This window comes from uncultured Comamonas sp., assembly GCF_964277875.1.
GTDB classification, from domain to species: domain Bacteria; phylum Pseudomonadota; class Gammaproteobacteria; order Burkholderiales; family Burkholderiaceae_C; genus Comamonas; species Comamonas sediminis.
On the sequence record NZ_CAXYJV010000041.1, the window covers coordinates 102,422 to 124,995 of the forward strand.

The following is a 22,574-nucleotide window of genomic DNA, read 5'->3' on the forward strand; positions in this document are numbered from 1 at the left end:
CCGTTAGAAGACAGGCAGCCCCAGCCGCTGCCCCAGTGGAGAGAACAGCAGGCACAGGCCCACCAGGTTGAGCACCACGGTCAGCCAGAACACCTGCAGAAATTCCTGCTTGCTGGATTTGTGGCGCAGCCAGCGCTGGGCGAGCAAGGCGCCCGGCCAGCCGCCGAGCAAACCCAGCAGCCACAAGTGCTTCTCGGGGGTGCGCCAATGCCCTTGTTGCGCGGCAGCCTTGTCCCAGGCATACCAGGCAAAGGTAACAAGCGAGGCCAGCAGATACCAGCCTGCAGCCCGCCAGGTGGGGCCAAAGCTCAGGCCCAGTACCAGCAGCAACGCCGCCAGCGCGGGGATGAACAACAGGGCGGCGCCACCGGATGCGCCCGATCGGGCAGCACGGGTGGCCTGGCGCCGGGCGCGTGTGGTTGCGGCCCGTGGGCGTGCAGGATGCGTCGATGGCGGTACCGCTGCGCCCAGCACGCGGGCGCGGCTGGCCCGGGGTCTGTCGCCTGCGGGCTTGTCCAGCACATAGCTCAGGCGCTGGCCGGCTTGGGGCCGGGTGGCGGTGTTCTGGAAGGCGGAGATGTGCACAAAAACTTGCGGGCCGCCGCCATCGGGGGCGATGAAGCCAAAGCCGCGCTCATCGTTCCAGGATTGCAGGGTGCCTTCAAGTAGCATAGGCCTCCAGCTGCGCCGCGGCGGCTTCCCATTGGGTCTCGCTGAATACCGCTACACCGGCCTGGCGCAGCAGGCTGCAGGCCAGGCCTTCGCCCGGCACGGTGTGGCCGGCAAACTGCCCGTCATAGACCTGGCTGGATCCGCAGGTCGGGCTGAACTCCTTGAGCACCGCCACCCGGATGCCATGGCGCTGCACCAGCTGCAGTGCCAGCTGGGCGCCCAGCACAAAGGCGGCAGTTACGTCGTTGCCAGCGCTGTCGCGTACCTGGGCGGCTTGGCGCAGCACCGCCATGCTGGTGCCGCCGACGATTTCAGCAGGCAGCCGGGGAGTGGGCAGGCCTGCGGCCGTCTCGGGGCAGAGGCTCACCACCTGCTGCCGTGCCAGCCAGCGGTCAAGCACCGCGTGCTGGGCCCCTTTGTGGCTGCCGTCATAGCGCACCGGCTGGCCAAGCAGGCAGCCGCTGACCAGGACCTTGGGAGGCGCAGACTTCAGCATGCCAGCACCTCCACCTGCCGGGCCTGTTCGCTGGCCTCGCAGCGCAGGCTGCTGCCGCTCAGTTGCATTTGCAGCCCGTTGGCAAATTGCAGATGCAGGCTGAGCGCCTCAGCCTGGTAATCGCTGGGCACTGGCAGCACGCTGAGCCTTTGCAGGCCCCGTTGTAGCCATCCGCTGGTCAGCAAGCCGAAGGCTTGTGCCTGGTCAGCGATTGCGGGCGGGCAGGGGTTGAGCAGCAGGCGCAGGCCATTGCTGTAGCCTTGCTGGGTGTCGCTTCCCTGGCGCTCAGTGACCAGTGCGGCCGAAAATTCGATGCTGCAGCCTTCTGCGGTGCGGTGGATGCGGCTGATTTCGGAGTCAGCAAATTCAAACTGGCGAGCCATCCCGTGATTGTCGCAGACCGAGGTGAGGGCCAGCACCAGATCTGCGCTGGTCATGCGGCCCCGGATGGCGCTACGCAGTCACCGAGCCAGGGCATCGCTGAGGCGGTCCAGATCTGCCGCTGTGGCGGCAGCTGCGCGCGTTCTTCCACGCAGCCCAGGCGGATCACGACAAACTCCGGGTTCAGTGCGGCGCAGCCGTACAGCGGTGTTCCGCAGACGGGACAGAAGACCTGGTCGCGGCGCTGGCCGCTTTGCGCGGTCTTGGTATAGGTCTGCACGGTGCCCTGCAGCGAGAAGTCGGCGATCGCGGCTTTGACAATGGCCCGCATCGGCGCGCCCGACAGCACCTGGCAGTCGCTGCAATGGCATACGCTGACCTGCGCGGGATCGATCAGCGCGGTAAAGCGAACCGCTTCGCAGTGGCATGCGCCGTGGATGAGCATGGCAGGGGCCTCCAGGTGGTTATTGTTCGCGGGAGAAGCAATACGGTCTGCCTTTTTATCGTATTGAGCAGGCGCTGCCAAGGACCGCGGCGAGGAGGAATACCGATGGAACACGGCAGGCAAATGGCATGACCCTTGCTTGACTGTCAACAACACCATGTTCGTCCTGGTCTGACACCCCCGTAGGAATATCTTTACAGTCTTGGTTGCAGTAACTATGGTTGCATATAGAAACAATCAAGAGTTGGGTGTGAAAGTGCGAAGCCTGGAGGGAATTCAATAAAAACAACACGTTGCGGAATAGATGCAGTTGATTGGATACCTGAGGTGACAAAATTCAAAGGGTAAACCCCGGTATTTTGTGACATGATGGGTTTGGGTTTTGTTACATATTTATGAATTGTCTTCAAAATAAACCGTGCTAAAGTCGCCCGCTATGTCACCGAAATGGATTTGCACCCTCATCGTCGCCGCGTCTGTCAGCGCACATGCCGCCCCCGAGAGCGAACACAAGCCATCCGATCTGGATTTGCTGCTGGGCATTGGCCAAAGCAGTCTTTCCAAGCTCGATTCGGTGCACCACCAGGTCAAGGACCAGGCCAATGTGCTGATCAGCAATGCGCTGAGCCTCATTGGCGTGCCCTACCGCCGTGGCGGTAACAGCGCAGAGACGGGTTTTGACTGCAGTGGTCTGGTACGCGCTGTGTATGCGGAGAGCTGGGGCAAGATCCTGCCGCGCCGCGCAGAAGAGCAGGCCGCCGCGACCGACAAGATTGAAAAAGCCGAACTCAAGCCCGGGGATCTGGTGTTCTTCAACACCATGCGCCGGGCTTTCAGCCATGTGGGGATCTACATGGGGGACGGCAAGTTCATCCATTCTCCCCGCACCGGCAAGACCGTTCGGGTCGAGAGCATGGATATCGCCTACTGGGAGAAGCGCTTCGATGGCGCGCGCCGCGTGGAGTTGAGTGAAGAGGCGCGCACAAAGCTGATGCAGCAGGTCAACCTCGATGGTGCGGAGGCGCAGGATCTGATTGGCCGGGTGATGTCCAAAGCCAATATGCGTGTGAACTGAGCGCCTTGCGCTCTGCAGCGTGCGAAAGCGAACCAAGCTTCCTTCGGGAAGCTTTTTTGTTGTCTGCGCGGCGTTGGTTCGCTGGGCTCAACGGTAAGGAGAGGGGGGGCGTCACGCACCCCTTCATATATAAGTAGCGGGGCGCGCCAGAAGCAGAGGCGTAAAAAAGGCTGCCTGTGGAGCAGCCTGGGCGGGTGACATGCTGGAGAGGCTTCAGCCAGGTCTTACTTGATCATCTGCAGGATATCGCGGAAGTCTTCGTGCTCGCAGCTGCGCAGCCATTCGAAGATGACCATCTCGGTGGTGACCAGCTCTGCGCCGGCACCGGCCAGGCGGTCGAAGGCGGCATCGCGGTTGCGCTCGGTGCGGCTGCTGCAGGCATCGGTGACCACGCAGACATCGAACTCGTCTTCGAGCAGCTCCAGCGCGGTCTGCAGCAGGCAGACATGGGCTTCGCAGCCGGCAATGATGATGCTGTTGCGTTCAGGTGCGGCTTGTTGCGGCTTTTGCAGGTGCTTGGGGAGGCTGCGGGCATTGCCGCCCTGGGGCTTGGCCGGAGGGCGCAACCATTCGTTCAGGCCCTCTGGCACAGCACTGAAGAACATCTTGGCCAAGGTCTTGTTGCACAGCCCGCGCAGCTCTGCGGCATTGGGGCCGAGCTTGCTGGGATTTTGCTCGGTACCGAACACGGGTACCTGCAGTTGTTGGGCTACCTTTGCCAGCAGGGTGGCATTTTTCAGCACCTGCGCGCCATCAAAAATGGCGGGCATCAGTTTTTCCTGGTAGTCGACCAGCACCAGCTGGGATTCTTCAAAATCTAAAAGCATGCGGCATTTTACCTGTGACGGCGCCCGGCCGCTGCTGCGGCATCGCGCAGGGACTGACGAAGGGTGCAAAAGCCATCCAACAGCGGCAGGCCTGGCAGCCGCACCGCCGGGCGGGATTCAGCGCTGGTTCTGGTCCAGAGCAGGCGCATAGACGACTGGCAGCACAATGCCCGCTTCGTGCGCTACCCGCACGCAGTCGCGCAAATGCTGCTCGCCCAGGTAGCGCAAGGTGGCGTACCCCAGGGCGGCTGACACCGCCTGGCCGGCGATCGGCACATATTTGCTGGCCTGCTGTACGGTCAGGCGCATGCCCAGCGCCTTGGCGCCGCGCATGATCACATCCTTGGTGATCAGCTTGCCCACCAGCACACCGCCCAGCATATTGACGGTGTTCTGTACCTTCGCACGCTTGGCGGGCGTCAGGCGCGCAATCTGCTCATCACTCAAGCCAAAGTAGTTGCTGATTTGCGGGATCAGGCGCGACAGCAACGCGGCGTCCACGGCCATATCGAGCCCTGGCACCGGCGTCGCGCTGGCCAGCGCGGCCATCAGGGCTTTGCGGTGCAGCAGCTTTTGGGACTGCTCAACCGCCTCCAGCAGCGCAGGGTTGCCGGTTTGCGCGGCCAGTTGCAGTGCGGACAGGGGGCGGGGCTTGCGTCCAAGTTTCATGGGTGTCGGGGTGAAGTAAACAGCTGAAAAAAAATGCCTGCGTCCGCGGGCCCTCCCGCCTGGCGCAGGCTGCTTTGCGCTTAGCGCTTGCGGATCAGGCCGTAGAGTACCAGCAAGATGATGGCGCCGACCACCGAGGCGATCCAGCCGGCGGCCTGGCCTTCCTGGTACCACCCCATGGCGACACCGGCGTAGGTCGCCAGCAGCGAGCCGGCAATGCCCAGCAGGATGGTCATGATCCAGCCCATCTTGTCGTCTCCGGGCTTGATGGCGCGTGCAATAAGGCCCACGATCAGGCCGATGAAAATGGTTCCAATGATGGACATGCGTAGTTCTCCGTTGAGCTGTGAACGCCAGCGCCTGCGCAAGGTGGGCCTGGCCAATACGCCCTGAAGCGTACCAAGGCACTGTAAGGCTGTTTGTAGGAGAAGGGTCTGAATCCAGCGGCTTTACGTGATAAACAACGGTGAACTGGCACTGTCACGCGCATGAAAAAAGCAGCCGGCGCTGCTGGGGCGCGGGCTGCTTTCGCAGGTCTGGGCCTTGGTAGCCGCAGACCGAGGGGGCAGGGGATCAGGCGACGACCTTGGCAATCGATGCGCAGACGTGCTCGATGTTCTTGCTGTTCAGCGCAGCCACGCACATGCGGCCCGTGTCCGTACCGTACACGCCAAACTCCGAGCGCAGACGCACCATCTGGTCCTTGCTCAGGCCGGAGTACGAGAACATGCCGATCTGCGTGGTGATGAAGCTCATGTCCTGCTTCACACCGGCGGCTTTGAGGCCGTCGACCAGCTTCTGGCGCATTTCCTTGATGCGCACGCGCATCTCACCCAGTTCCTTTTCCCACAGTGCGCGCAACTCGGGGTTGTTCAGCACTGCAGCTACGACGGCACCACCGTGGGTGGGCGGGTTGGAGTAGTTGGTGCGGATGACGACCTTGAGCTGGCTCAGCACGCGGCTGGCTTCTTCCTTGTCGGTGGCAACCACGGACAGTGCGCCCACGCGCTCGCCGTAGAGCGAGAAGCTCTTGGAGAACGAGGTCGACACGAAAATGTTCAGGCCGGCAGCGATGAACTTGCCGATCACGGCGCCGTCTTCGGCAATGCCGTGGCCAAACCCCTGGTAGGCCATGTCCAGGAAGGCGACGAGGTTCTTGGCCTTGACCACCTCGATGACCTTGTCCCACTGGGCGGCGGTGATGTCATAGCCGGTCGGGTTGTGGCAGCATGCGTGCAGCACCACCACGGTGCCGGCGGCGGCAGCGTTCAGATCGGCGATCATGCCGTCGAAATCGATGGCGCGGTTGGCCGCGTCGTAATAGCGGTAGCTGGCAACTTCAAAACCGGCGTTCTGGAAGATCGCACGGTGGTTCTCCCAGCTCGGGTCGGAGATCAGCACCTTCGCCTGGGGGTTGAGGCGCTTGAGAAAGTCCGCACCGATCTTCAGGCCGCCGGTGCCGCCGACGGCTTGCACGGTCGCCACGCGGCCGGAGGTGACGACTTGCGAGTCAGCGCCGAACACCAGCGCCTTGACTGCGTTGTCGTAGGCAGCGATACCGTCGATAGGCAGGTAGCCACGGGGGGTGGGCTTGTCCATCATGGCTTTCTCTGCGGCCTGCACGCATTGCAGCAGCGGCAGCTTGCCGTTGTCGTCGAAATACACACCCACGCCCAGGTTCACCTTGTTGGGGTTGGTATCGGCGGTGTACTGCTCGTTGAGACCCAGGATCGGGTCGCGTGGGGCCATTTCGACGGAAGAGAAAAGAGACATGTGTAGTCCTTGGTAGGTAGAAATCTGGCTTTGCACCCCCAAATGCCAAACAAGAGGCCATCGCCTCTACCGCAATTTTGCAGTACGCTTTGGGGTTAACCCCGTATTCTAGCGACGCCCGCTCGCGCGTGGCATACCCGACCTATGCACGAAGTCACTCCAGAGGCACCCCGCGAGGGGGAATTCATCCAATACCCCGGCTCTCCATTCACGCTGTTCCAGCCATATCCGCCCGCTGGTGACCAGCCGGCGGCCATCGACGGGCTTGTGGAAGGCATTGATGACGGTGAGGCCTTTCAGACCTTGCTGGGCGTCACCGGCTCGGGCAAGACCTTCACGATGGCCAATGTGATTGCGCGCACCGGGCGCCCGGCCATCGTGTTTGCCCCCAACAAAACGCTGGCCGCACAGCTGTACAGCGAGTTCCGCGAGTTCTTTCCGAAGAACGCGGTGGAGTACTTCGTCAGCTACTACGACTACTACCAGCCCGAGGCCTATGTGCCCCAGCGCGACCTGTTCATCGAAAAGGACAGTGCCATCAACGAGCACATCGAACAGATGCGCCTGTCGGCCACCAAGAGTGTGCTCGAGCGCCGCGACACCATCGTCGTGGCGACCGTGTCGGCGATCTACGGTATCGGCTCGCCCGAGTCCTATACCAAGATGCGCTTCATCTTGCGGGTGGGCGACGAGTTGAGCCAGCGCGATGCGATCGCGCAGCTGGTGCGCATGCAGTACAAGCGCAACGATGCAGATTTCTCGCGCGGCACCTTCCGCGTGCGCGGCGACACCATCGATGTGTTTCCGTCCGAGCACAGTGAAATGGCAGTGCGCATCGAGCTGTTCGATGACGAGGTAGAGAGTCTGCAGCTGTTCGATCCGTTGACCGGGCGCGTGCGCCAGAAGGTGCCGCGTTTCACCATCTACCCGAGCAGCCACTATGTGACGCCGCGCGACCAGGTGCTGGTTGCGGTGGAAACCATCAAGGAAGAACTGGCCCAGCGCCTCAAGCAATTGGTGGGGGAGGGCAAGCTGGTCGAAGCGCAGCGCCTGGAGCAGCGCACCCGGTTCGATCTGGAGATGCTGACCGAAGTGGGGCACTGCAAGGGCATTGAGAACTACAGCCGCCACCTCTCGGGCGCCGCGCCCGGCGATCCGCCGCCGACGATGACGGACTACATGCCCAAGGATGCGCTGATGTTTCTCGATGAGAGCCACCAGATGATTGGCCAGCTCAATGCCATGTACAACGGCGACAAGGCGCGCAAGACCACGTTGGTGGAGTATGGCTTTCGCCTGCCCAGCGCGCTGGACAACCGGCCGCTGAAGTTTGGCGAATTCGAGCAGCGCATGCGCCAGGTGGTATTTGTCTCGGCCACGCCAGCCGACTACGAAAAGACCCATGCCGGCAAGATCGTCGAGCAGGTGGTGCGTCCCACCGGCCTGGTCGATCCCGAAGTGGAGGTGCGCCCCGCCACCCACCAGGTGGACGACGTGCTGCAGGAGATCCACGCGCGGGTCAAGGTGCAGGAGCGGGTGCTGATCACCACCTTGACCAAGCGCATGGCCGAGCAGCTGACCGAGTACCTGACCGACAACGGCGTGAAAGTGCGCTACCTGCACTCCGATGTTGACACCGTCGAGCGGGTCGAGATCATTCGCGATCTGCGTCTGGGCACGTTCGATGTGCTGGTCGGCATCAATTTGCTGCGCGAGGGCCTGGACATTCCCGAGGTATCGCTGGTGGCGATTCTGGATGCGGACAAGGAAGGTTTTCTGCGTGCGGAGCGCAGCCTGATCCAGACCATTGGCCGTGCCGCGCGGAACATGAACGGCAAGGCCATCCTCTATGCGGACCGCATCACGGACTCGATGCGCAAGGCCATGGACGAAACCAGCCGCCGCCGGGAAAAGCAGATGGCCTTCAATGCGGAGCATGGCATCGTGCCGCGCAGCATCGTCAAGCAAGTGCGTGATTTGATCGATGGCGTCTACAGCACCAAGGCCAGCGATGACATGGACCGTGCCCAGCAGGTGGCGATGAGCCGCGCCCAGGTCGAGGACATGTCCGAAAAGGAGATTGCCAAGGAAATCAAGCGCCTGGAAAAACAGATGCTGGAGGCGGCGCGCAATCTCGAGTTCGAGGCGGCAGCCCAGGCCCGCGACCAATTAACCATTTTGAAGCAAAGGGCTTTTGGTGGCGCTTCTCCAGGGGCAGGGAATACCCGCAGCCTCTAGCGTTGTCAGTTTCTGTAAGTAATCTTTGCTTACCCGAGCGAATTCAGGGGGCATTGTGCTATACTGACACAAATTACTCAACAACAAGAAAAAAGCCTATCGATGAATGGGACCTACCCTGCATGCAGGGTGGAGCGACAGGCTACGACGATGTCATTGCGGGTGGCTTGCTTGCATTGGGCGTCTATGGTTATCAAGCCTGACCTCTAAGGAACGATTATGCGTCTCACTACCAAAGGCCGATTTGCAGTCACTGCAATGATTGATCTGGCTTTGCGCCAGAACAATGGCCCGGTAACTTTGGCTGCCATCAGCCAGCGTCAGCAGATCTCGCTGTCGTATCTGGAGCAGCTGTTTGGCAAGCTGCGCCGCCATGAGCTGGTGGAATCCACCCGTGGCCCCGGTGGCGGCTACACGCTGGCTCGCAAGGCCGCCGAGATCACAGTTGCCGACATCATTGTGTCGGTAGATGAACCTATTGACGCCACGCAGTGTGGTGGCAAGGAAAACTGTATGGGTGAAGCCGGCCGTTGCATGACGCACGAGCTGTGGGCATCGCTGAACCAGCGCATGGTTGAATTTCTGGATTCCGTCACCTTGCAAAAGCTGGTGGACGACCAGTTGGCCAAGGGCATCCAGATCGAAGACAAGCCGATCGTGCGCCGCGCCATCTCGACCACGCCGGTGGTCAAGCCCATTCGCGTGACGGCACCGAACTCGGTGTTTGCGCTGGGCAATGTGTTTGCCAAATCCTGATTCTTGATGCGGCGCTGGTCGCCGCATCCCCGGTGCCTTTCACGGTGCCGGGAGGTCTTGTTGCGCCTTCCAGAGGGTGTGCAAGTCATTCGATGATTGCGTTTTGAGTTTTTGCGGGTGCCACCAGCACGCGCCAGTAGAGCCAGATATGGACACGACCCCACATTTCCCTATTTACCTTGATTACGGTGCCACCACGCCGGTGGACCCACGCGTGGTTGAAGCGATGATTCCCTGGTTGTCCGAGAACTACGGCAACCCTGCATCGCGCAGCCATGCCTGGGGCTGGACGGCGGAAGAGGCGGTTGAGAAGGCCCGCGCGCAAGTCGCCGCACTGATCAACGCCGATCCGCGCGAGATCGTCTGGACCAGCGGTGCCACCGAGTCTGACAATCTGGCGCTCAAGGGCGCTGCCCAGTTCTACAAGGGCAAGGGCAAGCACCTGATCACCGTCAAGACCGAGCACAAGGCGGTGCTCGACACGATGCGTGCACTGGAGCGCGAAGGCTTTGAGGTCACTTATCTGGACGTCAAGGAAGATGGTCTGCTGGACCTGGACGTGTTCAAGGCGGCCATTCGTCCCGACACGATTCTGGTCAGCGTCATGTTCGTGAACAACGAAACCGGCGTGATCCAGGACATCGACACCATCGGGAACATCTGCCGCGAAAAGGGCATCATTTTCCACGTGGATGCGGCGCAAGCCACCGGCAAGGTCGAGATCGATGTCACCGCGCTGAAGGTGGACCTGATGAGTCTGGCCTCGCACAAGACCTATGGTCCCAAGGGCATTGGTGCGCTGTACGTGCGCCGCAAGCCACGTGTGCGCATTGAAGCGCAGATGCACGGCGGTGGCCATGAGCGCGGCATGCGTTCGGGCACGCTGGCTACGCACCAGATCGTCGGCATGGGCGAGGCTTTCCGCATCGCCAAGGAAGACATGGCCAAGGACTACGCCCATGCCAAGGCGCTGCAGCAGCGCATGCTCGACGGCCTGCTGGACATCGAGCAGGTGTTCGTCAACGGCGACCTGACCCACCGCGTGCCCCACAACCTGAACATCAGCTTCAACTTCGTCGAAGGCGAATCGCTGATCATGGGTATCAAGGGCCTGGCCGTGTCCTCGGGTTCTGCTTGCACCTCCGCCAGCCTGGAGCCCAGCTACGTGCTGCGCGCGCTGGGCCGCAGCGATGAGCTGGCGCACAGCAGCCTGCGCATGACGTTTGGCCGCTTCACGACGAATGAAGACATCGACTACGCCGTCGCATCGATCCGTGAGAACGTGACCAAGCTGCGCGAGTTGAGCCCCCTGTGGGAAATGTACAAAGACGGTGTTGATCTGAGCACCATCCAGTGGGCTGCCCACTAAAGCCGGCGCAGCCGATAACTGTTAAGAGGTACCAAGATGGCATATTCCGACAAAGTGATTGATCATTACGAGAACCCCCGTAACGTGGGCTCTTTTGACAAGGGTGATGAATCCGTGGGCACCGGCATGGTCGGCGCTCCGGCCTGCGGCGACGTGATGAAGCTGCAGATCAAGGTCAATGCCGACACCGGCGTGATCGAGGATGCTCGCTTCAAAACCTACGGTTGCGGCTCGGCGATTGCATCGTCGTCGCTGGTGACCGAATGGGTCAAGGGCAAGACGCTCGATGAAGCCGCTGCGCTCAAGAACGCCCAGATCGCCGAAGAGCTGGCTCTGCCACCGGTGAAGATCCACTGCTCGATCCTGGCGGAAGACGCGATCAAGGCTGCAGTCAACGACTACAAGGCCAAGCACACCGCCAAGGCGGAGGCTTAAGGCGCCATGGCTGTCACGCTTTCTGAATCGGCTGCGCGCCATATCAACCGCTACCTGTCACGCCGTGGCCACGGCGTGGGTGTGCGTCTGGGCGTGAAGACCACCGGCTGCTCGGGCCTGGCCTACAAGCTCGAGTATGTGGACGAGGCAGCGCCCGAAGATGTGGTGTTCGAGGACCACGGCGTCAAGGTGCTGGTCGATCCCAAGAGCATGGCCTATATCGACGGCACCGAGCTGGACTTTGTGCGTGAGGGCCTCAACGAGGGCTTCAAGTTCCACAATCCCAATGAGCGCGATCGCTGCGGTTGTGGCGAGAGCTTCAGAATCTGAGGCCTCAGGTTCAGGCGCCCGGTTGGCCATCCCTGGCCGGTCTGGCCTTGTTTGTCGGCATCGCTGATGCCAAAACTGCAAACCGCCTGCGCTTTTGCCAGGCGGTTTTTTCATGATGATTCTGCAATCCAACGATTTCGAACTGTTCGCCGTGCCGCTGCAGTTTGCGCAAGACGCCCAGCAATTGGCCGAGCGCTGGAAGGCCTTGCAAAAGCAGGCCCATCCGGACCGCTTTGCGTCGCAAGGTGCTGCTGCCCAGCGCGTAGCGATGCAGTGGTCGGTGCGCATCAATGAGGCCTACCAGCGCCTCAAGGACCCGCTCAAGCGCGCCGCCTATCTGTGCGAGCTGCATGACGCACCCATCCGTGCCGAAGACAACACCGCCATGCCCACCGCTTTTCTGATGGAGCAGATGGAGTGGCGCGAGGCGCTGGAAGAGGCGCAGTCCCAAGCCGATGTGGACGCGCTGGACGACCAGGTGGCCAGTGCCCGCCGCGCGATGCTGGAGCGCTGCCAGCGACTGCTGGATGTGGAGCGTGACTACGCACAGGCGGCCCAGCAGGTGAGAGCCCTCATGTTTGTTGCGCGATTTAGCGGCGACATCGACCGCCGCCGCGAGCAACTGGGACAATAGGCTTTTGACCAAGGCAGGGTGGCCCACCAGGCCGCACAGCATGCCTTGGCGCCCCCCGTTGAGACCGCTGCGCCCGCATCCCTTGCGGGCCGCAGGCAAGAGAACACAAGATAGATCGCATCCATGGCATTGCTCCAAATTTCAGAACCTGGCCAATCTCCCGATCCCCACCAGCGCCGCATCGCCGTGGGCATTGATCTGGGCACCACGCATTCCCTGGTCGCTGCCGTACGCAACGGCGTGGCCGAATGCCTGCCGGATGATGAAGGCCGGGTGCTGCTGCCATCGGTGGTGCACTACCACGCCAATGGCAAGCGCGACATCGGTCATGCGGCGCTCGCCCATCCCGGTGTGGATGCCGCCAACACCATTGCCTCGGCCAAGCGCCTGATGGGCCGCAACCTCGCCGATATCCACGCGCCCGAGCAACTGGCCTATGCGCTGGTGCAACCCGAGGGCAGCGGCATGGTGGCCATCGAGACGGTGGCCGGCCGCAAGACCCCGGTGGAGATCAGCGCCGAGATCCTGGCCACCTTGCGCTACCGCGCAGAAGACACTTTCGACAATGACCTGTATGGCGCGGTGATCACCGTGCCGGCCTATTTTGACGATGCACAGCGCCAGGCCACCAAGGATGCGGCCCAGCTTGCCGGTATCAAGCTGCTGCGCCTGATCAACGAACCCACGGCTGCGGCCATTGCCTATGGCCTGGACAATGCCTCTGAAGGCATCTACGCCGTCTATGACCTGGGCGGCGGCACGTTCGACATCTCTGTGCTGCGCCTGGCGCGCGGCGTGTTCGAGGTCATTGCCACCGGCGGTGACTCGGCGCTCGGCGGGGACGACTATGATGCGGCGCTGGGCCAATGGGTGCTGGAGAAAACCGGCGCCGCGGTGCAGACCGCGCAGGACAAGGCGGTACTGCGACTGGCCGCCAAGGCCGCCAAAGAAGCACTGACCGATGCCGAGCAGGTCATCTTCTCGGCGCAACTGTCGGGCCAGACCATCTCGCTGCCCCTGAGCCGTGCCGATTTTGATGTGGCCACCCAGGCCTTGACCGCCCGGACCCTGACGGCCGTGCGCCGTGCGCTGGCCGATGCCCAGCTCGCCAAGGACGAGGTACAAGGCGTTGTGATGGTGGGCGGCTCCACGCGCATGCCCCAGGTGCAGACGGCTGTCGGCAACTTCTTTGGCAAGCCGCCGCTGACCAACCTGAACCCCGACGAGGTGGTGGCCCTGGGTGCAGCGATCCAGGCCAACCAGCTGGCCGGCAATGACACCAATGGCGACTTGCTGCTGCTCGATGTGATCCCGCTGTCGCTGGGCATCGAGACCATGGGAGGCCTGGTCGAGCGCATTGTCAGCCGCAACGAAACCATTCCGACCGCACGCGGCCAGGACTTCACGACCTACAAGGACGGCCAGACGGCCCTGGCCATCCATGTGGTGCAGGGCGAGCGCGATCTGGTGGCCGACTGCCGCAGCCTGGCGCGCTTTGAGCTGCGCGGCATCCCGCCGATGGCCGCGGGCGCGGCGCGCATCCGCGTGTCCTTCACCATCGACGCCGATGGGCTGCTGAGCGTGGGCGCGCAAGAACTGGTGAGCGGTGTAGAGGCGCATATCGATGTCAAGCCCTCGTATGGCCTCTCGGACGAGCAGATCGCGAACATGCTGCGCGACAGCTTCAGCACCGCCCAGGCCGATATGCAGGCACGCGCGCTGGTCGAGGCGCGGGTCGATGGCGACCGCCTGCTGATCGCCACCCAAAGCGCGCTGGACGCCGATGGCGACCTGCTGGCCGACGCCGAGCGCAGCCAGGTCGATGCGCTGATGGACCAGCTGCGCCATGCGCTGGCCAACAGCGAAAGCGCCGCCGAGATCGAGGCCAGCACCGACGCGCTGGCCAAGGGCACCGAGGCCTTTGCCGCCGAGCGCATGAACCGTGGCATCCGCCAGGCCCTGGCCGGCAAGAACGTGCAATCCATTTAACCGACTACAGCAAGAAGAACCACACTCCCATGCCTATCATCAAAATCCTGCCCCATGCCGAATACTGTCCCCAAGGCGCCGAGATCAAGGCGCCTACCGGTACATCGATCTGCGAGGCGCTGCTGGACAATGGCATCAACATCGAGCACGCCTGCGACATGAGCCGTGCCTGCACGACTTGCCATGTGATCGTGCGCCAGGGTTTCGATTCCATGGAGCCTTCCGAGGAGGAAGAAGACGATTTGCTCGACCGTGCCTGGGGCCTGGAGCCGCAGTCCCGCCTGTCCTGCCAGGCCATTCTGGCGCGCGAGGATGTGACCGTGGAGATTCCCAAGTACTCGATCAACCACGCCAAGGAAAACCACTGAGCATCTGCCGGGCCGGGCGTATCGAAGCGCCCGGCTTTTACAATCGCTGTTTTGAGTCGAGGAAGTTGTAGATGTCGCGCCAAATTGTTCTGGATACGGAAACCACGGGTCTGTCTGTCGTCGATGGTGACCGTGTCATTGAGCTGGGCTGCGTCGAGCTGCTCAACCGCAAGCTCACCGGCAACAATCTGCACCTGTACTTCAACCCCGACCGGGAAAGCCATGAAGACGCGCTGCGTGTGCACGGCATCACCAGCGAGTTTCTCGCTGACAAACCACGCTTTCACGAGAAGGCCGAAGAGATCCGGGCCTACCTGGAAGGCGCCGAGCTGATCATCCACAATGCACCCTTCGACATGGGCTTCCTGAACAAGGAGTTCGAGCGGGTGGGCATGCCTGCGCTATCGAGCATGGTCAGCGGTGTGCTCGACTCGCTGTTGATGGCGCGCGATCTGTTTCCGGGCAAGCGCAATTCGCTCGATGCCTTGTGCGATCGCCTCGAAGTGGACAATTCCGGCCGCGACCTGCATGGCGCTTTGCTCGATGCCGAGCTGCTGGCCGACGTCTACATCAACATGACGCGCGGGCAGGAGCAACTGCTGTCATCCGACAGCATGGCATCCAACAACAAATCCGGCTCGGCGGTGGTCATCAAGAAGGTGGACTTTGCGCAGTTTGATCTGCCGGTGATCCTGCCTTCCGATGCGGAGCTGGCAGCCCATGAGGACGTGCTCGCGCAATTGGACAAATCCAGTGGCGGTAAAACTATTTGGAGAAAATTGGCCTAATTTTTACGGCCAGCAAATATTTGCTGTCATAATAGAGGGCTTGACGGCGAGAGATTTCGGGTGATTAGCTCAGCGGTAGAGCACTGCCTTCACACGGCAGGGGTCACATGTTCGATCCATGTATCACCCACCACTCAACAAGCCTCTTGAATGTGATGTTCAAGAGGCTTTTTGTTTTCTGTGCGCTGCGCCGCCGTCCACCATGTCGTGCAGGTCTCCGGCCTGTCGCTGCCAGGTAAATCCCGCCCCAATGCTGCACCGCTGGGCTGCAAAGGCCTACGATGGCAGGTCTTGGCATACAACGGTACCGACATGACTGCTCGCACGCTCGCTTCTGGTGTTGGCCTGGCCGCCTTGCTGGCCTGCAGTGGCTGGGCGGCCTCTGGGCCGCCATCCAGCCCGCCATCCGCCCCGCAGACTTGTACCGAACAGGCATCAGACGCCTGTTACCACGGTTTTGCATTGCCAGGCCAGGCCGGGCGCATGCATTTCTATGCGTCACTGGCGCCGCAAGGCGAAAAGGCGGATGGATTCGGCGGGCCGGCAACGGCGCTGCTGATCATGCATGGCTTTCCGAGGGATGCCAACCGCAGCTTCAACGCTGCGCTGGACGCTGCACGCAGCGCAGGGCGCCTGGACACCACCCTGGTCATTGCGCCGCTCTACCAGGTGGCCAGCGACAAGGCCCAGCGCTGCCGCACCCAGGGCACTCCCGCGCCGGAGCCGGGAGATGCGCTGTGGACCTGTGGCAGCTGGCTGGCCGCGCAAAACTCCCAGCCCGGTGCGGGCAACACCCCGATCAACGCGATTGCCGCGCTGGACGCCTTGATCGCCCATATCCATCAACGCTGGCCCAGCGTGCGCCAGATCACGTTGGCGGGTTTTTCCGCTGGTGGGCAAATGCTCCAGCGCAGCATCGGCTTTGCACAGCAACCGCCCGCCGGGGTATCGCTGCGCTATGTGGTGGCCGACCCTGGCACCTGGCTGTATTTTGATCCGCTGCGCCCGCAGCCCCAGCGTGCGGGCAGGGATGTGGACTGGGCCGCTTGCAGCGATGCAGGTTGCAGCTACCGCATGCAGGTGCCTGAAGCGCAATCCTGCCCGGGCTATGACCACTGGAAGTACGGCACCCAAGCGCTGCCGTCCTACCTGGGCTCGAACGCCGCCCAAGCCCGGGAGCGCTACCGCCAGGCAGATATCCATTACCTGGAAGGGGCACTCGACAACCACGCCGGCAAGGGCACCAGCTACGGTGCACTCGATAAATCCTGTGCCGCCATGCTGCAAGGGCCGTTTCGCCGCCAGCGGGGGGACGGCTATGCCGCCTATGTCAACCAGGTGCTGCAACCGCCGCGCCCGCAGCCTCTCTACACCGTGCCGGGCTGCGCCCATGATGTGGCCTGTGTGCTGCCCTCGGATGCCGCGCGGCCGGCCTTGTTTGGCACTGCGCCTTGATGGCAGCAGTGTGCAGACCGATGCCGAAGGCGGGTTGGCGCTTTAGCGTGGGCTTGCGGGCTGGGGTGCTGGCAGCAGCGGCAGGGCTGGTGTGGCCGCCGCAGTGGGGGCTGCGCTGGTCAGCATGCTGCGGTCCAGTACCTCGATGTCGTTCAGCGTCAGCGTGCCGGCGGCCTGCTTGAGCTTGAGCTGGCCCAGCAAGGTGTTGTAGCGGGCCAGTGCCAGATCACGCTTGGTCTGGTAGAGCTGGCTTTGTGCGTTGAGCACATCGATATTGATGCGTACGCCCACCTGGTAGCCGGTCAGGTTGGCATCGAGTGCAAGCTGGCTCGATGCCTCGGCTGCTTCCAGCGCCTTGACCTGGCTGGCGTTCGACTGCAGGCCAAAGAAGGCACTGCGCACGTTTTGTGCCACGGTGCGGCGGGCGTTGTCCAGATCGGCCTCGGCCTTGGTCTCCAGCGCCAGGGTTTCCTTGACCCGGTTTTGCACCGAAAAACCGGCAAACAACGGCACGTTGAGCACCACACCGACGGTGGCCTGGTTGGCGTTGTAGCCATGGGTGGGCATGGTGACGCTGCCCTTGGGGTAGAGCTGGCGGCCCACGGTGGCTTGCAGGTCGACGGTGGGCAGGTGGCCGGTTTCGGCCTTCTTCGTGTCCAGCCTGGCGTTGTTGGTGGCCAGCTGGGCAATGCGGATCTGCGGCTGTTCGCTCTGGGCCTGGTCCACCCACATCAGCACATTGTCGGGCATGGTGACCGGCAGCAGCACCGGCTGCTTCAGCGGCCAGGGCTGGTTGCCGGGCGTGCCCACGGCATTGTCCAGCGCCAGGCGTTTGACGGTGAGGTCGTTCTCAGCGGCGATTTCCTGGGCGCGCACCAGATCATAGCGGGCCTCCGCTTCGCGCGAATCGGTGATGGTGGCCGTGCCCACATCGAAGTTGCGCTTGGCGGCCGCCAGCTGCTCCTTGACCGCGGCTTTTTGCGCCTGCACGAACACCATGCTGTCCTGCGCGGCCAGCACGTCAAAGTAGGCCTGGGCCACCCGCACCAGCAGGTCCTGGCTGGCGGCATCGAGCTGCAGCCGCGCGATATCGCCGCCCAGCCGGCCCTGCTCCAGCGCGATGCGGTTGGCCGGGCGGTAGAGCGGCTGGCTGGCAGTAATGCCGATCTGGTGGTTGGGGCCATTCAGGCGCAACTCGGGGTTGCTGATGGCCGTGTGGCTGTACTGGGACTGCGCCTGCAGCCCCACCTGCGGCAGCAGGCCGGCGCGTGCCTGCTCGCCCCGGGAGATGGCCGCATCCAGGTTGGCGCGGGCCGATTGCCATTGGGCGTCATAGCCACTGGCCTGCTCCACCATCTGCAAAAGGCTCTGGGCCTGAACGGGCAACTGGGCCAGCCCCAGCAGCACCGCAGCGGCTGCGGCGCAGATTGATCTCGGACGGGGCAGGGCGGGGGCTTGGCGCATGGTGCAGAAGGTGGTGGTAAGAAGGTTGGCACGTGAAGGGCGGTTGCCCACCCCGTGCCGCAGACGACGATGACCGGTGGTCAGTAGCGGGGCACCGAAGGGTCGCGCTCGGCTGTCCAGAGGTCGATGCCGCCGGTCAGGTTGCTGACCTGGGTGTAGCCCTGGCGCTCCAGGAACACGGCAACCTGCATGCTGCGCATGCCGTGGTGGCAGAGGCAGGCGATGGCGCGGTCTTCATCGAGCAGGTTCAGCGACGCCGGAATCTGCTGCATCGGGATGTTCAGCAGCTCGAAACCTTCAGGCTTGACCGAGGCGGTCTGCAGCTCCCAGGGCTCGCGCACATCGAGCACCAGGGGGTTCTGGTCTGCATGCTGGGCCAGCCATTCATTGAGTTGCGCGGGACGGATTTGCTCCATACATCACTTTCTGCAGCGCAGCCGGCCCCCAGGCCGCCGCGCTGCGGGGGTCATCAGAACTTGAAGCGGGGTGCTTCGGCAAAGCCCTTGAGGCGGGCCACCACGGTGTCCCAGGGCTGGCTGATCGTCAGCCTGCCTTGCGTGCGTGTGTAGACGGTGGTGCGCATCATGGGTTCGGTGCCCACGAAGGCGATCAGGCGGCCGCCTTCCTTGAGCTTGTCGAGCAGCGCTGCCGGCACTTCGTAGACCGAGCCGCTCAGCACGATCACGTCATAGCTGCCGCCGATGGCCTGCGCGTTGGAGCCGTCTTCCAGCACCACATCGACATTCTTGATCTGGGCGCGGTGCAGGTTGGCGCGGGCCAGCTCGACCAGCGCAGGCTCGATCTCCAGCGAGGTGACCTGCTTGGCCAGGCGCGACATCAGCGCTGCCATGTAGCCCGAGCCGGTGCCGATTTCCAGCACGTTTTCATGGGCTTGCAGCTTCAGGTCCTGCAGCACGCGTGCTTCGACGCGGGGTGGCAGCATGCAGTGGCCGTTGGCGATGGCTTCTTCACCGTCATCGCCCAGCAAGGGCAGCTGGATATCCATGAACGCCATGTCCTGCAGGCCATCGGGCACAAACTCTTCGCGGCGCAAGGTGCCGATCAGCTCCAGCACCTGTTCGTCGCCCAGGCTCCAGGGGCGCACCTGCTGCTCGACCATGTTGTAGCGTGCTGCGCGGTACTTATCATCCGTGCTGGGGGACATGTTCAGTGGCAAACTCATTGCAGACTCCGGTTGGCTTGTTGGGGTGGGGCAAGAAAAAACCCCCTATTTTAGGCCGCTTAGCGTTCCATAGCGGGGTGCCGCCACTTTTGGGCGGCCCATTTCGCAAAATCATCGAGGTAGCAGTAGACCACCGGCACCACCACCAGGGTCAGCAGCGACGAGGTGATCACCCCGCCGATGACCGCCTGGCCCAGTGGCGCGCGCTGCTCGGCGCCTTCGCTCATCGCAAAGGCCAGTGGCACCATGCCAAACACCATGGCCAGGGTGGTCATCAAGATCGGGCGTAGCCGCACCTGGGCGGCCAGCAGCAGCGCCTGCTCGCGCGGCAGGCCCGGCACGGTCTGGCCGTCCTCTGCCAACTGCGGCTGGCGGGCCCGTATCGCAAAGTCCACCAGCAAAATTGCATTTTTCGTGACCAGGCCCATCAGCAAGATGACGCCGATGATCGAGAACATCGACAAGGTCGTGCCGAACATCATCAACGTGAGCACCACGCCAATGAGGGTCAGCGGCAGCGAGGTCATCAGCGCCAGCGGCTGCAAAAAGCTGCGGAACTGGCTGGCCAGAATCATGTAAATAAAGATCACCGCCAATGCCAGTGCCGACAGCGCGTAGCCGAACGATTCCTGCATGTTCTTGGTGCTGCCGGCAAATTCGTAGCGGTAGCCGGGCGGGAAGGTGGTTTGCGCCAGCACCGCGCGGATATCGGCCGCCACCTCGCCAGCGCTGCGCTGGTGGGCGTTGGCATTGAAGGCGACTTCGCGGTTCATCGCCCGGCGGTTGATGCGGTTGGGGCCGGTGGTTTCGGTCAAGGTCGCCAGCTGGCTCAGGCGCACGGTATGGGGCTGGCCATTGGCGCCCATCGCCGTCAGCGGCAACTGGGCAAGCATGTGCGGGTTCTCGCGCGCCTCGGGCGCCAGGCGCACCCTTACGTCATAGGTCTGGTTGTCGCCGGCGCGCCAGTTGCCGACGGTGTCGCCTTCCACCAGGGTACGCAGCGCGGTGGCTACCTGGCCCATCGGCAGGCCCAGGTCGGATGCGGCATCGCGGTTGAACTGCAACTGCACGATGGGCTCGCGCTCGAGCACGCTGCTGTCCAGGTCCACCAGGCCAGGGATGTGCTGCAGGCGCTCGCTCACCTGGCGCGCCAGGCGCTCGAGCTCCCGCAGATCGGGGCCTTGCAGCGAGAACTCCACCTGCTTTTGGCCGCCCACGGCCTCCAGCAGGCCCACATGCGTGACCTGGATGCCGGCAATCTGGTTGAGCTCGGCACGCAGACTGGCCGATATTTGCTGCACATCCTGGCTGCGCTGGCTGCGATCCACCAGGCGCACGTACATGCTGGCGTAGTTCTTGCCGTTGGCATTGCCGGTGTTGATCGTCGTCAGGGTGTAGCGCACGGCCGGGTTGCGGCGCACCACGTCCTCGACCTGGCGGGCGCGGGCCTCGGTCGCCTCTACCGAGGCGCCCACCGGAACATTGAAGCGGATCTGGGTTTCGGAGAAATCGGCGCGCGGCACAAACTCGGTACCCAGCAGCGGCAGCAACAGCAGGCTGAGGATGAAGATGGCCAGCGCCACTAGCAGGCTGGCCAGGCGGTGGCGCAGCGCCCAGGCCAGCAGGCGCTGGTAGCCAGCGCTCAGCTGCTCGGTCGCCGCCTCGAAGCCGGCCAGTGCCCGGCCCAGCGCGCGTGCGAACCGGTTGCGCGCAGGCTTGCCGCCGGGGTGCACGCTGGGGTCATGCCAGACGCTGGAGAGCATCGGATCCAGCGTGAAGCTGACAAACATCGACAGCAGCACGGCGACCACGATGGTCAGCCCGAACTCATGGAAGAACTTGCCGATGATGCCGCCCATGAAGCCGATGGGCAGAAACACGGCGACGATCGACAACGTGGTGGCCAGGACGGCCAGGCCGATCTCCTGTGTGCCCTCCAGCGCAGCACGGTAGGCGGACTTGCCCATCTGCAGATGGCGCACGATGTTTTCCCGCACGACGATGGCGTCATCGATCAGCAGGCCCACGCACAGCGACAAGGCCATCAGGGTCACCATATTGATCGTGAAGCCAAAGGCATACATGAAGAAGAAGGTGCCGATGATGGAGATCGGCAAGGTCAGGCCGGTGATGACGGTGGAGCGCCAGGAGTGCAGGAACAGAAACACGATCAGCACGGTGAGCACGGCGCCTTCAACCAGGGTCTGGCGCACGTTGTCCACGGCCACGCGGATCGGGCGGGAGGCATCGGCAATGGGCTCCAGCCGCAGGCCCGGCGGAAGCTCGGGCGTGATTTCGGCCACCGCGCGGCGCAGGCCGTCCACCACCTCGATGGTGTTTTCCTCCTGCGATTTCTGGATCGACAGCAGCAAGGTGCGGGTGCCGTTGTACAAGGCCAGGTTTTTGAGCTCCTGCGCGCCATCCTGCACCCGGGCGACCTGGTGCAGGTAGATGGGCGCGCCGTTGCGGCGGGCCACAATGATCTGGTTGAAGTCCTCGGGCCGCTTCATGCGCGAATCGATCTGCACCAGCCGGTCCTGCTCGCGCGAGCGCACCGAGCCCAGCGGCAGGTCCTGGTTCTCGCGGCGCACCGCGTCGGCCACTTCGCTGGCCGAGATGGACAACGCCTCCATCTGCTGCGGGTTCAGGTAGACATTGATCTCGCGCGGTGTGCCGCCCACCAGGCTCACGGCACCCACGCCGCGCACATTCTCCAGCCGCTTCTTGAGCACCTGGTCGGCCCAGGAGGTCATCGCGATCGCGCTGGGCGGCGTGCCCCGGCTGGGGTCAGGCAGCAGCGCCACTGACCAGACGGCGGCATCGGCCGGGTCAAAGCGGATCACGCGCGGGTCTTTGACCTCGTCGCGCAGCAAGGGGCGCACGGCGGCGATCTTCTCGCGCACATCCTCGGCGGCCCGGCGCCCGTCCACATAGATCTGGAACTCCATGATGATGACGGCCGTGCCTTCGTAGCTGCGCGAGGTGAGCGCGCTGATGCCGGCCACCGCGTTGACGGCTTCCTCGATCTTTCTGGTGACTTCGCTCTCGACGATCTCGGGCGCGGCACCGGGATAGTCCACCGTGATGACAACCACCGGAAAATCGATGTTGGGGAACTGGTCGACCTTGAGGCGCTGCAGCGAAAACAGGCCGAGCACCACCAGTGCGGCCATCATCATCGTGGCCAGCACCGGGTTGTTCAGGCTGAGGCGGGTGAACCACATGGA

Annotated in this window: 23 protein-coding genes and 1 tRNA gene; 12 read left to right on the forward strand and 12 right to left on the reverse strand. The window is 63.1% G+C overall.

Going from position 1 to position 22,574, the window contains the following annotated elements; translation table 11 throughout:
* Positions 1 to 3: 3 nt before the first annotated feature.
* From ACHWUQ_RS15960 to ACHWUQ_RS15975, 4 genes are read right to left on the reverse strand one after another with little or no spacing between them, the layout of a single operon-like run.
* Positions 4 to 672 carry a DUF1294 domain-containing protein gene (locus ACHWUQ_RS15960; RefSeq protein WP_394681728.1) on the reverse strand — a complete coding sequence of 223 codons (669 nt, stop codon included), beginning with the start codon at positions 670 to 672 and terminating at the stop codon, positions 4 to 6.
* Positions 662 to 1,168, reverse strand: coding sequence for a DUF523 domain-containing protein (locus ACHWUQ_RS15965; RefSeq protein ID WP_394681729.1), 507 nt, complete (start codon positions 1,166 to 1,168; stop codon positions 662 to 664). Before ACHWUQ_RS15965 ends, ACHWUQ_RS15960 begins: the two co-directional genes overlap by 11 nt.
* The gene (locus ACHWUQ_RS15970; RefSeq protein ID WP_394681730.1) at positions 1,162 to 1,605 is read right to left on the reverse strand and encodes a hypothetical protein; all 444 of its coding nucleotides are present in this window, start codon (positions 1,603 to 1,605) and stop codon (positions 1,162 to 1,164) included. The genes ACHWUQ_RS15965 and ACHWUQ_RS15970 overlap by 7 nt, the downstream gene beginning before the upstream one ends.
* Complete coding sequence (locus ACHWUQ_RS15975; RefSeq protein ID WP_394681731.1) at positions 1,602 to 1,994, reverse strand: GFA family protein; 393 nt, start codon at positions 1,992 to 1,994, stop codon at positions 1,602 to 1,604. The genes ACHWUQ_RS15970 and ACHWUQ_RS15975 overlap by 4 nt, the downstream gene beginning before the upstream one ends.
* Positions 1,995 to 2,430: 436 nt before the next feature.
* Between ACHWUQ_RS15975 and ACHWUQ_RS15980 the strand changes: the two genes are divergently transcribed.
* Positions 2,431 to 3,069 carry a C40 family peptidase gene (locus ACHWUQ_RS15980; protein ID WP_394681732.1) on the forward strand — a complete coding sequence of 213 codons (639 nt, stop codon included), beginning with the start codon at positions 2,431 to 2,433 and terminating at the stop codon, positions 3,067 to 3,069.
* A 224-nt stretch (positions 3,070 to 3,293) separates the two neighbouring features.
* Here the strand turns inward: ACHWUQ_RS15980 and ACHWUQ_RS15985 are convergent, their stop codons facing one another.
* The 4 genes from ACHWUQ_RS15985 to ACHWUQ_RS16000 form a co-directional block, all read right to left on the reverse strand.
* Complete coding sequence (locus tag ACHWUQ_RS15985; protein WP_239811824.1) at positions 3,294 to 3,896, reverse strand: isochorismatase family protein; 603 nt, start codon at positions 3,894 to 3,896, stop codon at positions 3,294 to 3,296.
* 117 nt (positions 3,897 to 4,013) lie between these two features.
* Positions 4,014 to 4,565 carry a hypothetical protein gene (locus ACHWUQ_RS15990; RefSeq protein WP_394681733.1) on the reverse strand — a complete coding sequence of 184 codons (552 nt, stop codon included), beginning with the start codon at positions 4,563 to 4,565 and terminating at the stop codon, positions 4,014 to 4,016.
* Positions 4,566 to 4,645: 80 nt separating this feature from the next.
* Positions 4,646 to 4,891: a GlsB/YeaQ/YmgE family stress response membrane protein gene (locus ACHWUQ_RS15995; protein WP_239811826.1), complete on the reverse strand. Its 246-nt coding sequence runs from the start codon at positions 4,889 to 4,891 to the stop codon at positions 4,646 to 4,648.
* Positions 4,892 to 5,138: 247 nt separating this feature from the next.
* Complete coding sequence (locus ACHWUQ_RS16000; protein ID WP_312408984.1) at positions 5,139 to 6,338, reverse strand: amino acid aminotransferase; 1,200 nt, start codon at positions 6,336 to 6,338, stop codon at positions 5,139 to 5,141.
* A gap of 144 nt (positions 6,339 to 6,482) precedes the next feature.
* Here ACHWUQ_RS16000 and uvrB point away from each other — a divergent pair, with 144 nt between their 5' ends.
* The 11 genes from uvrB (at position 6,483) to ACHWUQ_RS16055 (ending at position 16,700) form a co-directional block, all read left to right on the forward strand.
* Positions 6,483 to 8,576 (forward strand): excinuclease ABC subunit UvrB, encoded by a 2,094-nt coding sequence (gene uvrB / locus ACHWUQ_RS16005; RefSeq protein WP_312835992.1) that lies wholly within the window; start codon positions 6,483 to 6,485, stop codon positions 8,574 to 8,576.
* A 219-nt stretch (positions 8,577 to 8,795) separates the two neighbouring features.
* Entirely contained in the window at positions 8,796 to 9,332 is a 537-nt protein-coding gene (iscR, locus tag ACHWUQ_RS16010; protein WP_021025851.1) for a Fe-S cluster assembly transcriptional regulator IscR, read from the forward strand.
* 148 nt (positions 9,333 to 9,480) lie between these two features.
* Positions 9,481 to 10,701 (forward strand): IscS subfamily cysteine desulfurase, encoded by a 1,221-nt coding sequence (locus ACHWUQ_RS16015; protein WP_312408985.1) that lies wholly within the window; start codon positions 9,481 to 9,483, stop codon positions 10,699 to 10,701.
* A 36-nt stretch (positions 10,702 to 10,737) separates the two neighbouring features.
* Positions 10,738 to 11,136: a Fe-S cluster assembly scaffold IscU gene (iscU, locus tag ACHWUQ_RS16020; RefSeq protein WP_021025849.1), complete on the forward strand. Its 399-nt coding sequence runs from the start codon at positions 10,738 to 10,740 to the stop codon at positions 11,134 to 11,136.
* 6 nt (positions 11,137 to 11,142) lie between these two features.
* Positions 11,143 to 11,466, forward strand: coding sequence for an iron-sulfur cluster assembly protein IscA (gene iscA / locus ACHWUQ_RS16025; RefSeq protein ID WP_021025848.1), 324 nt, complete (start codon positions 11,143 to 11,145; stop codon positions 11,464 to 11,466).
* Positions 11,467 to 11,581: 115 nt separating this feature from the next.
* Positions 11,582 to 12,100, forward strand: coding sequence for a Fe-S protein assembly co-chaperone HscB (hscB, locus tag ACHWUQ_RS16030; RefSeq protein ID WP_394681836.1), 519 nt, complete (start codon positions 11,582 to 11,584; stop codon positions 12,098 to 12,100).
* A gap of 123 nt (positions 12,101 to 12,223) precedes the next feature.
* Positions 12,224 to 14,089 carry a Fe-S protein assembly chaperone HscA gene (hscA, locus tag ACHWUQ_RS16035; RefSeq protein WP_394681734.1) on the forward strand — a complete coding sequence of 622 codons (1,866 nt, stop codon included), beginning with the start codon at positions 12,224 to 12,226 and terminating at the stop codon, positions 14,087 to 14,089.
* 29 nt (positions 14,090 to 14,118) lie between these two features.
* The gene (fdx, locus tag ACHWUQ_RS16040; RefSeq protein WP_239811831.1) at positions 14,119 to 14,457 is read left to right on the forward strand and encodes an ISC system 2Fe-2S type ferredoxin; all 339 of its coding nucleotides are present in this window, start codon (positions 14,119 to 14,121) and stop codon (positions 14,455 to 14,457) included.
* Between the two features lie 71 nt (positions 14,458 to 14,528).
* Positions 14,529 to 15,245: a DNA polymerase III subunit epsilon gene (dnaQ, locus tag ACHWUQ_RS16045; RefSeq protein WP_312408987.1), complete on the forward strand. Its 717-nt coding sequence runs from the start codon at positions 14,529 to 14,531 to the stop codon at positions 15,243 to 15,245.
* Positions 15,246 to 15,303: 58 nt separating this feature from the next.
* Positions 15,304 to 15,378 (forward strand) — tRNA-Val (locus ACHWUQ_RS16050).
* Between the two features lie 350 nt (positions 15,379 to 15,728).
* A complete protein-coding gene (locus ACHWUQ_RS16055) occupies positions 15,729 to 16,700 on the forward strand; it encodes a hypothetical protein (RefSeq protein WP_394681735.1) in 972 nt (323 codons plus the stop codon).
* A gap of 42 nt (positions 16,701 to 16,742) precedes the next feature.
* Here ACHWUQ_RS16055 and ACHWUQ_RS16060 read toward each other — a convergent pair whose 3' ends face one another.
* From ACHWUQ_RS16060 to ACHWUQ_RS16075, 4 genes are all read right to left on the reverse strand, one after another.
* The gene (locus ACHWUQ_RS16060; RefSeq protein ID WP_394681736.1) at positions 16,743 to 18,164 is read right to left on the reverse strand and encodes a TolC family outer membrane protein; all 1,422 of its coding nucleotides are present in this window, start codon (positions 18,162 to 18,164) and stop codon (positions 16,743 to 16,745) included.
* 80 nt (positions 18,165 to 18,244) lie between these two features.
* Positions 18,245 to 18,580, reverse strand: coding sequence for a rhodanese-like domain-containing protein (locus ACHWUQ_RS16065; protein ID WP_394681737.1), 336 nt, complete (start codon positions 18,578 to 18,580; stop codon positions 18,245 to 18,247).
* Between the two features lie 53 nt (positions 18,581 to 18,633).
* Positions 18,634 to 19,347, reverse strand: coding sequence for a protein-L-isoaspartate O-methyltransferase (locus ACHWUQ_RS16070; RefSeq protein ID WP_230776831.1), 714 nt, complete (start codon positions 19,345 to 19,347; stop codon positions 18,634 to 18,636).
* A gap of 59 nt (positions 19,348 to 19,406) precedes the next feature.
* The gene (locus tag ACHWUQ_RS16075; RefSeq protein ID WP_394681738.1) at positions 19,407 to 22,571 is read right to left on the reverse strand and encodes an efflux RND transporter permease subunit; all 3,165 of its coding nucleotides are present in this window, start codon (positions 22,569 to 22,571) and stop codon (positions 19,407 to 19,409) included.
* Between the last annotated feature and the right edge of the window lie 3 nt (positions 22,572 to 22,574).

Bases quoted from the DNA above. Each gene is read 5' to 3' on its own strand.
- ACHWUQ_RS15960 (WP_394681728.1), bottom strand. From the start codon at position 672: ATGCTACTTGAAGGCACCCTGCAATCCTGGAACGATGAGCGCGGCTTT.
- ACHWUQ_RS15965 (WP_394681729.1), bottom strand. From the start codon at position 1,168: ATGCTGAAGTCTGCGCCTCCCAAGGTCCTGGTCAGCGGCTGCCTGCTT.
- ACHWUQ_RS15970 (WP_394681730.1), bottom strand. From the start codon at position 1,605: ATGACCAGCGCAGATCTGGTGCTGGCCCTCACCTCGGTCTGCGACAAT.
- ACHWUQ_RS15975 (WP_394681731.1), bottom strand. From the start codon at position 1,994: ATGCTCATCCACGGCGCATGCCACTGCGAAGCGGTTCGCTTTACCGCG.
- ACHWUQ_RS15980 (WP_394681732.1), top strand. From the start codon at position 2,431: ATGTCACCGAAATGGATTTGCACCCTCATCGTCGCCGCGTCTGTCAGC.
- ACHWUQ_RS15985 (WP_239811824.1), bottom strand. From the start codon at position 3,896: ATGCTTTTAGATTTTGAAGAATCCCAGCTGGTGCTGGTCGACTACCAG.
- ACHWUQ_RS15990 (WP_394681733.1), bottom strand. From the start codon at position 4,565: ATGAAACTTGGACGCAAGCCCCGCCCCCTGTCCGCACTGCAACTGGCC.
- ACHWUQ_RS15995 (WP_239811826.1), bottom strand. From the start codon at position 4,891: ATGTCCATCATTGGAACCATTTTCATCGGCCTGATCGTGGGCCTTATT.
- ACHWUQ_RS16000 (WP_312408984.1), bottom strand. From the start codon at position 6,338: ATGTCTCTTTTCTCTTCCGTCGAAATGGCCCCACGCGACCCGATCCTG.
- uvrB (WP_312835992.1), top strand. From the start codon at position 6,483: ATGCACGAAGTCACTCCAGAGGCACCCCGCGAGGGGGAATTCATCCAA.
- iscR (WP_021025851.1), top strand. From the start codon at position 8,796: ATGCGTCTCACTACCAAAGGCCGATTTGCAGTCACTGCAATGATTGAT.
- ACHWUQ_RS16015 (WP_312408985.1), top strand. From the start codon at position 9,481: ATGGACACGACCCCACATTTCCCTATTTACCTTGATTACGGTGCCACC.
- iscU (WP_021025849.1), top strand. From the start codon at position 10,738: ATGGCATATTCCGACAAAGTGATTGATCATTACGAGAACCCCCGTAAC.
- iscA (WP_021025848.1), top strand. From the start codon at position 11,143: ATGGCTGTCACGCTTTCTGAATCGGCTGCGCGCCATATCAACCGCTAC.
- hscB (WP_394681836.1), top strand. From the start codon at position 11,582: ATGATTCTGCAATCCAACGATTTCGAACTGTTCGCCGTGCCGCTGCAG.
- hscA (WP_394681734.1), top strand. From the start codon at position 12,224: ATGGCATTGCTCCAAATTTCAGAACCTGGCCAATCTCCCGATCCCCAC.
- fdx (WP_239811831.1), top strand. From the start codon at position 14,119: ATGCCTATCATCAAAATCCTGCCCCATGCCGAATACTGTCCCCAAGGC.
- dnaQ (WP_312408987.1), top strand. From the start codon at position 14,529: ATGTCGCGCCAAATTGTTCTGGATACGGAAACCACGGGTCTGTCTGTC.
- ACHWUQ_RS16055 (WP_394681735.1), top strand. From the start codon at position 15,729: ATGCATTTCTATGCGTCACTGGCGCCGCAAGGCGAAAAGGCGGATGGA.
- ACHWUQ_RS16060 (WP_394681736.1), bottom strand. From the start codon at position 18,164: ATGCGCCAAGCCCCCGCCCTGCCCCGTCCGAGATCAATCTGCGCCGCA.
- ACHWUQ_RS16065 (WP_394681737.1), bottom strand. From the start codon at position 18,580: ATGGAGCAAATCCGTCCCGCGCAACTCAATGAATGGCTGGCCCAGCAT.
- ACHWUQ_RS16070 (WP_230776831.1), bottom strand. From the start codon at position 19,347: ATGAGTTTGCCACTGAACATGTCCCCCAGCACGGATGATAAGTACCGC.
- ACHWUQ_RS16075 (WP_394681738.1), bottom strand. From the start codon at position 22,571: ATGTGGTTCACCCGCCTCAGCCTGAACAACCCGGTGCTGGCCACGATG.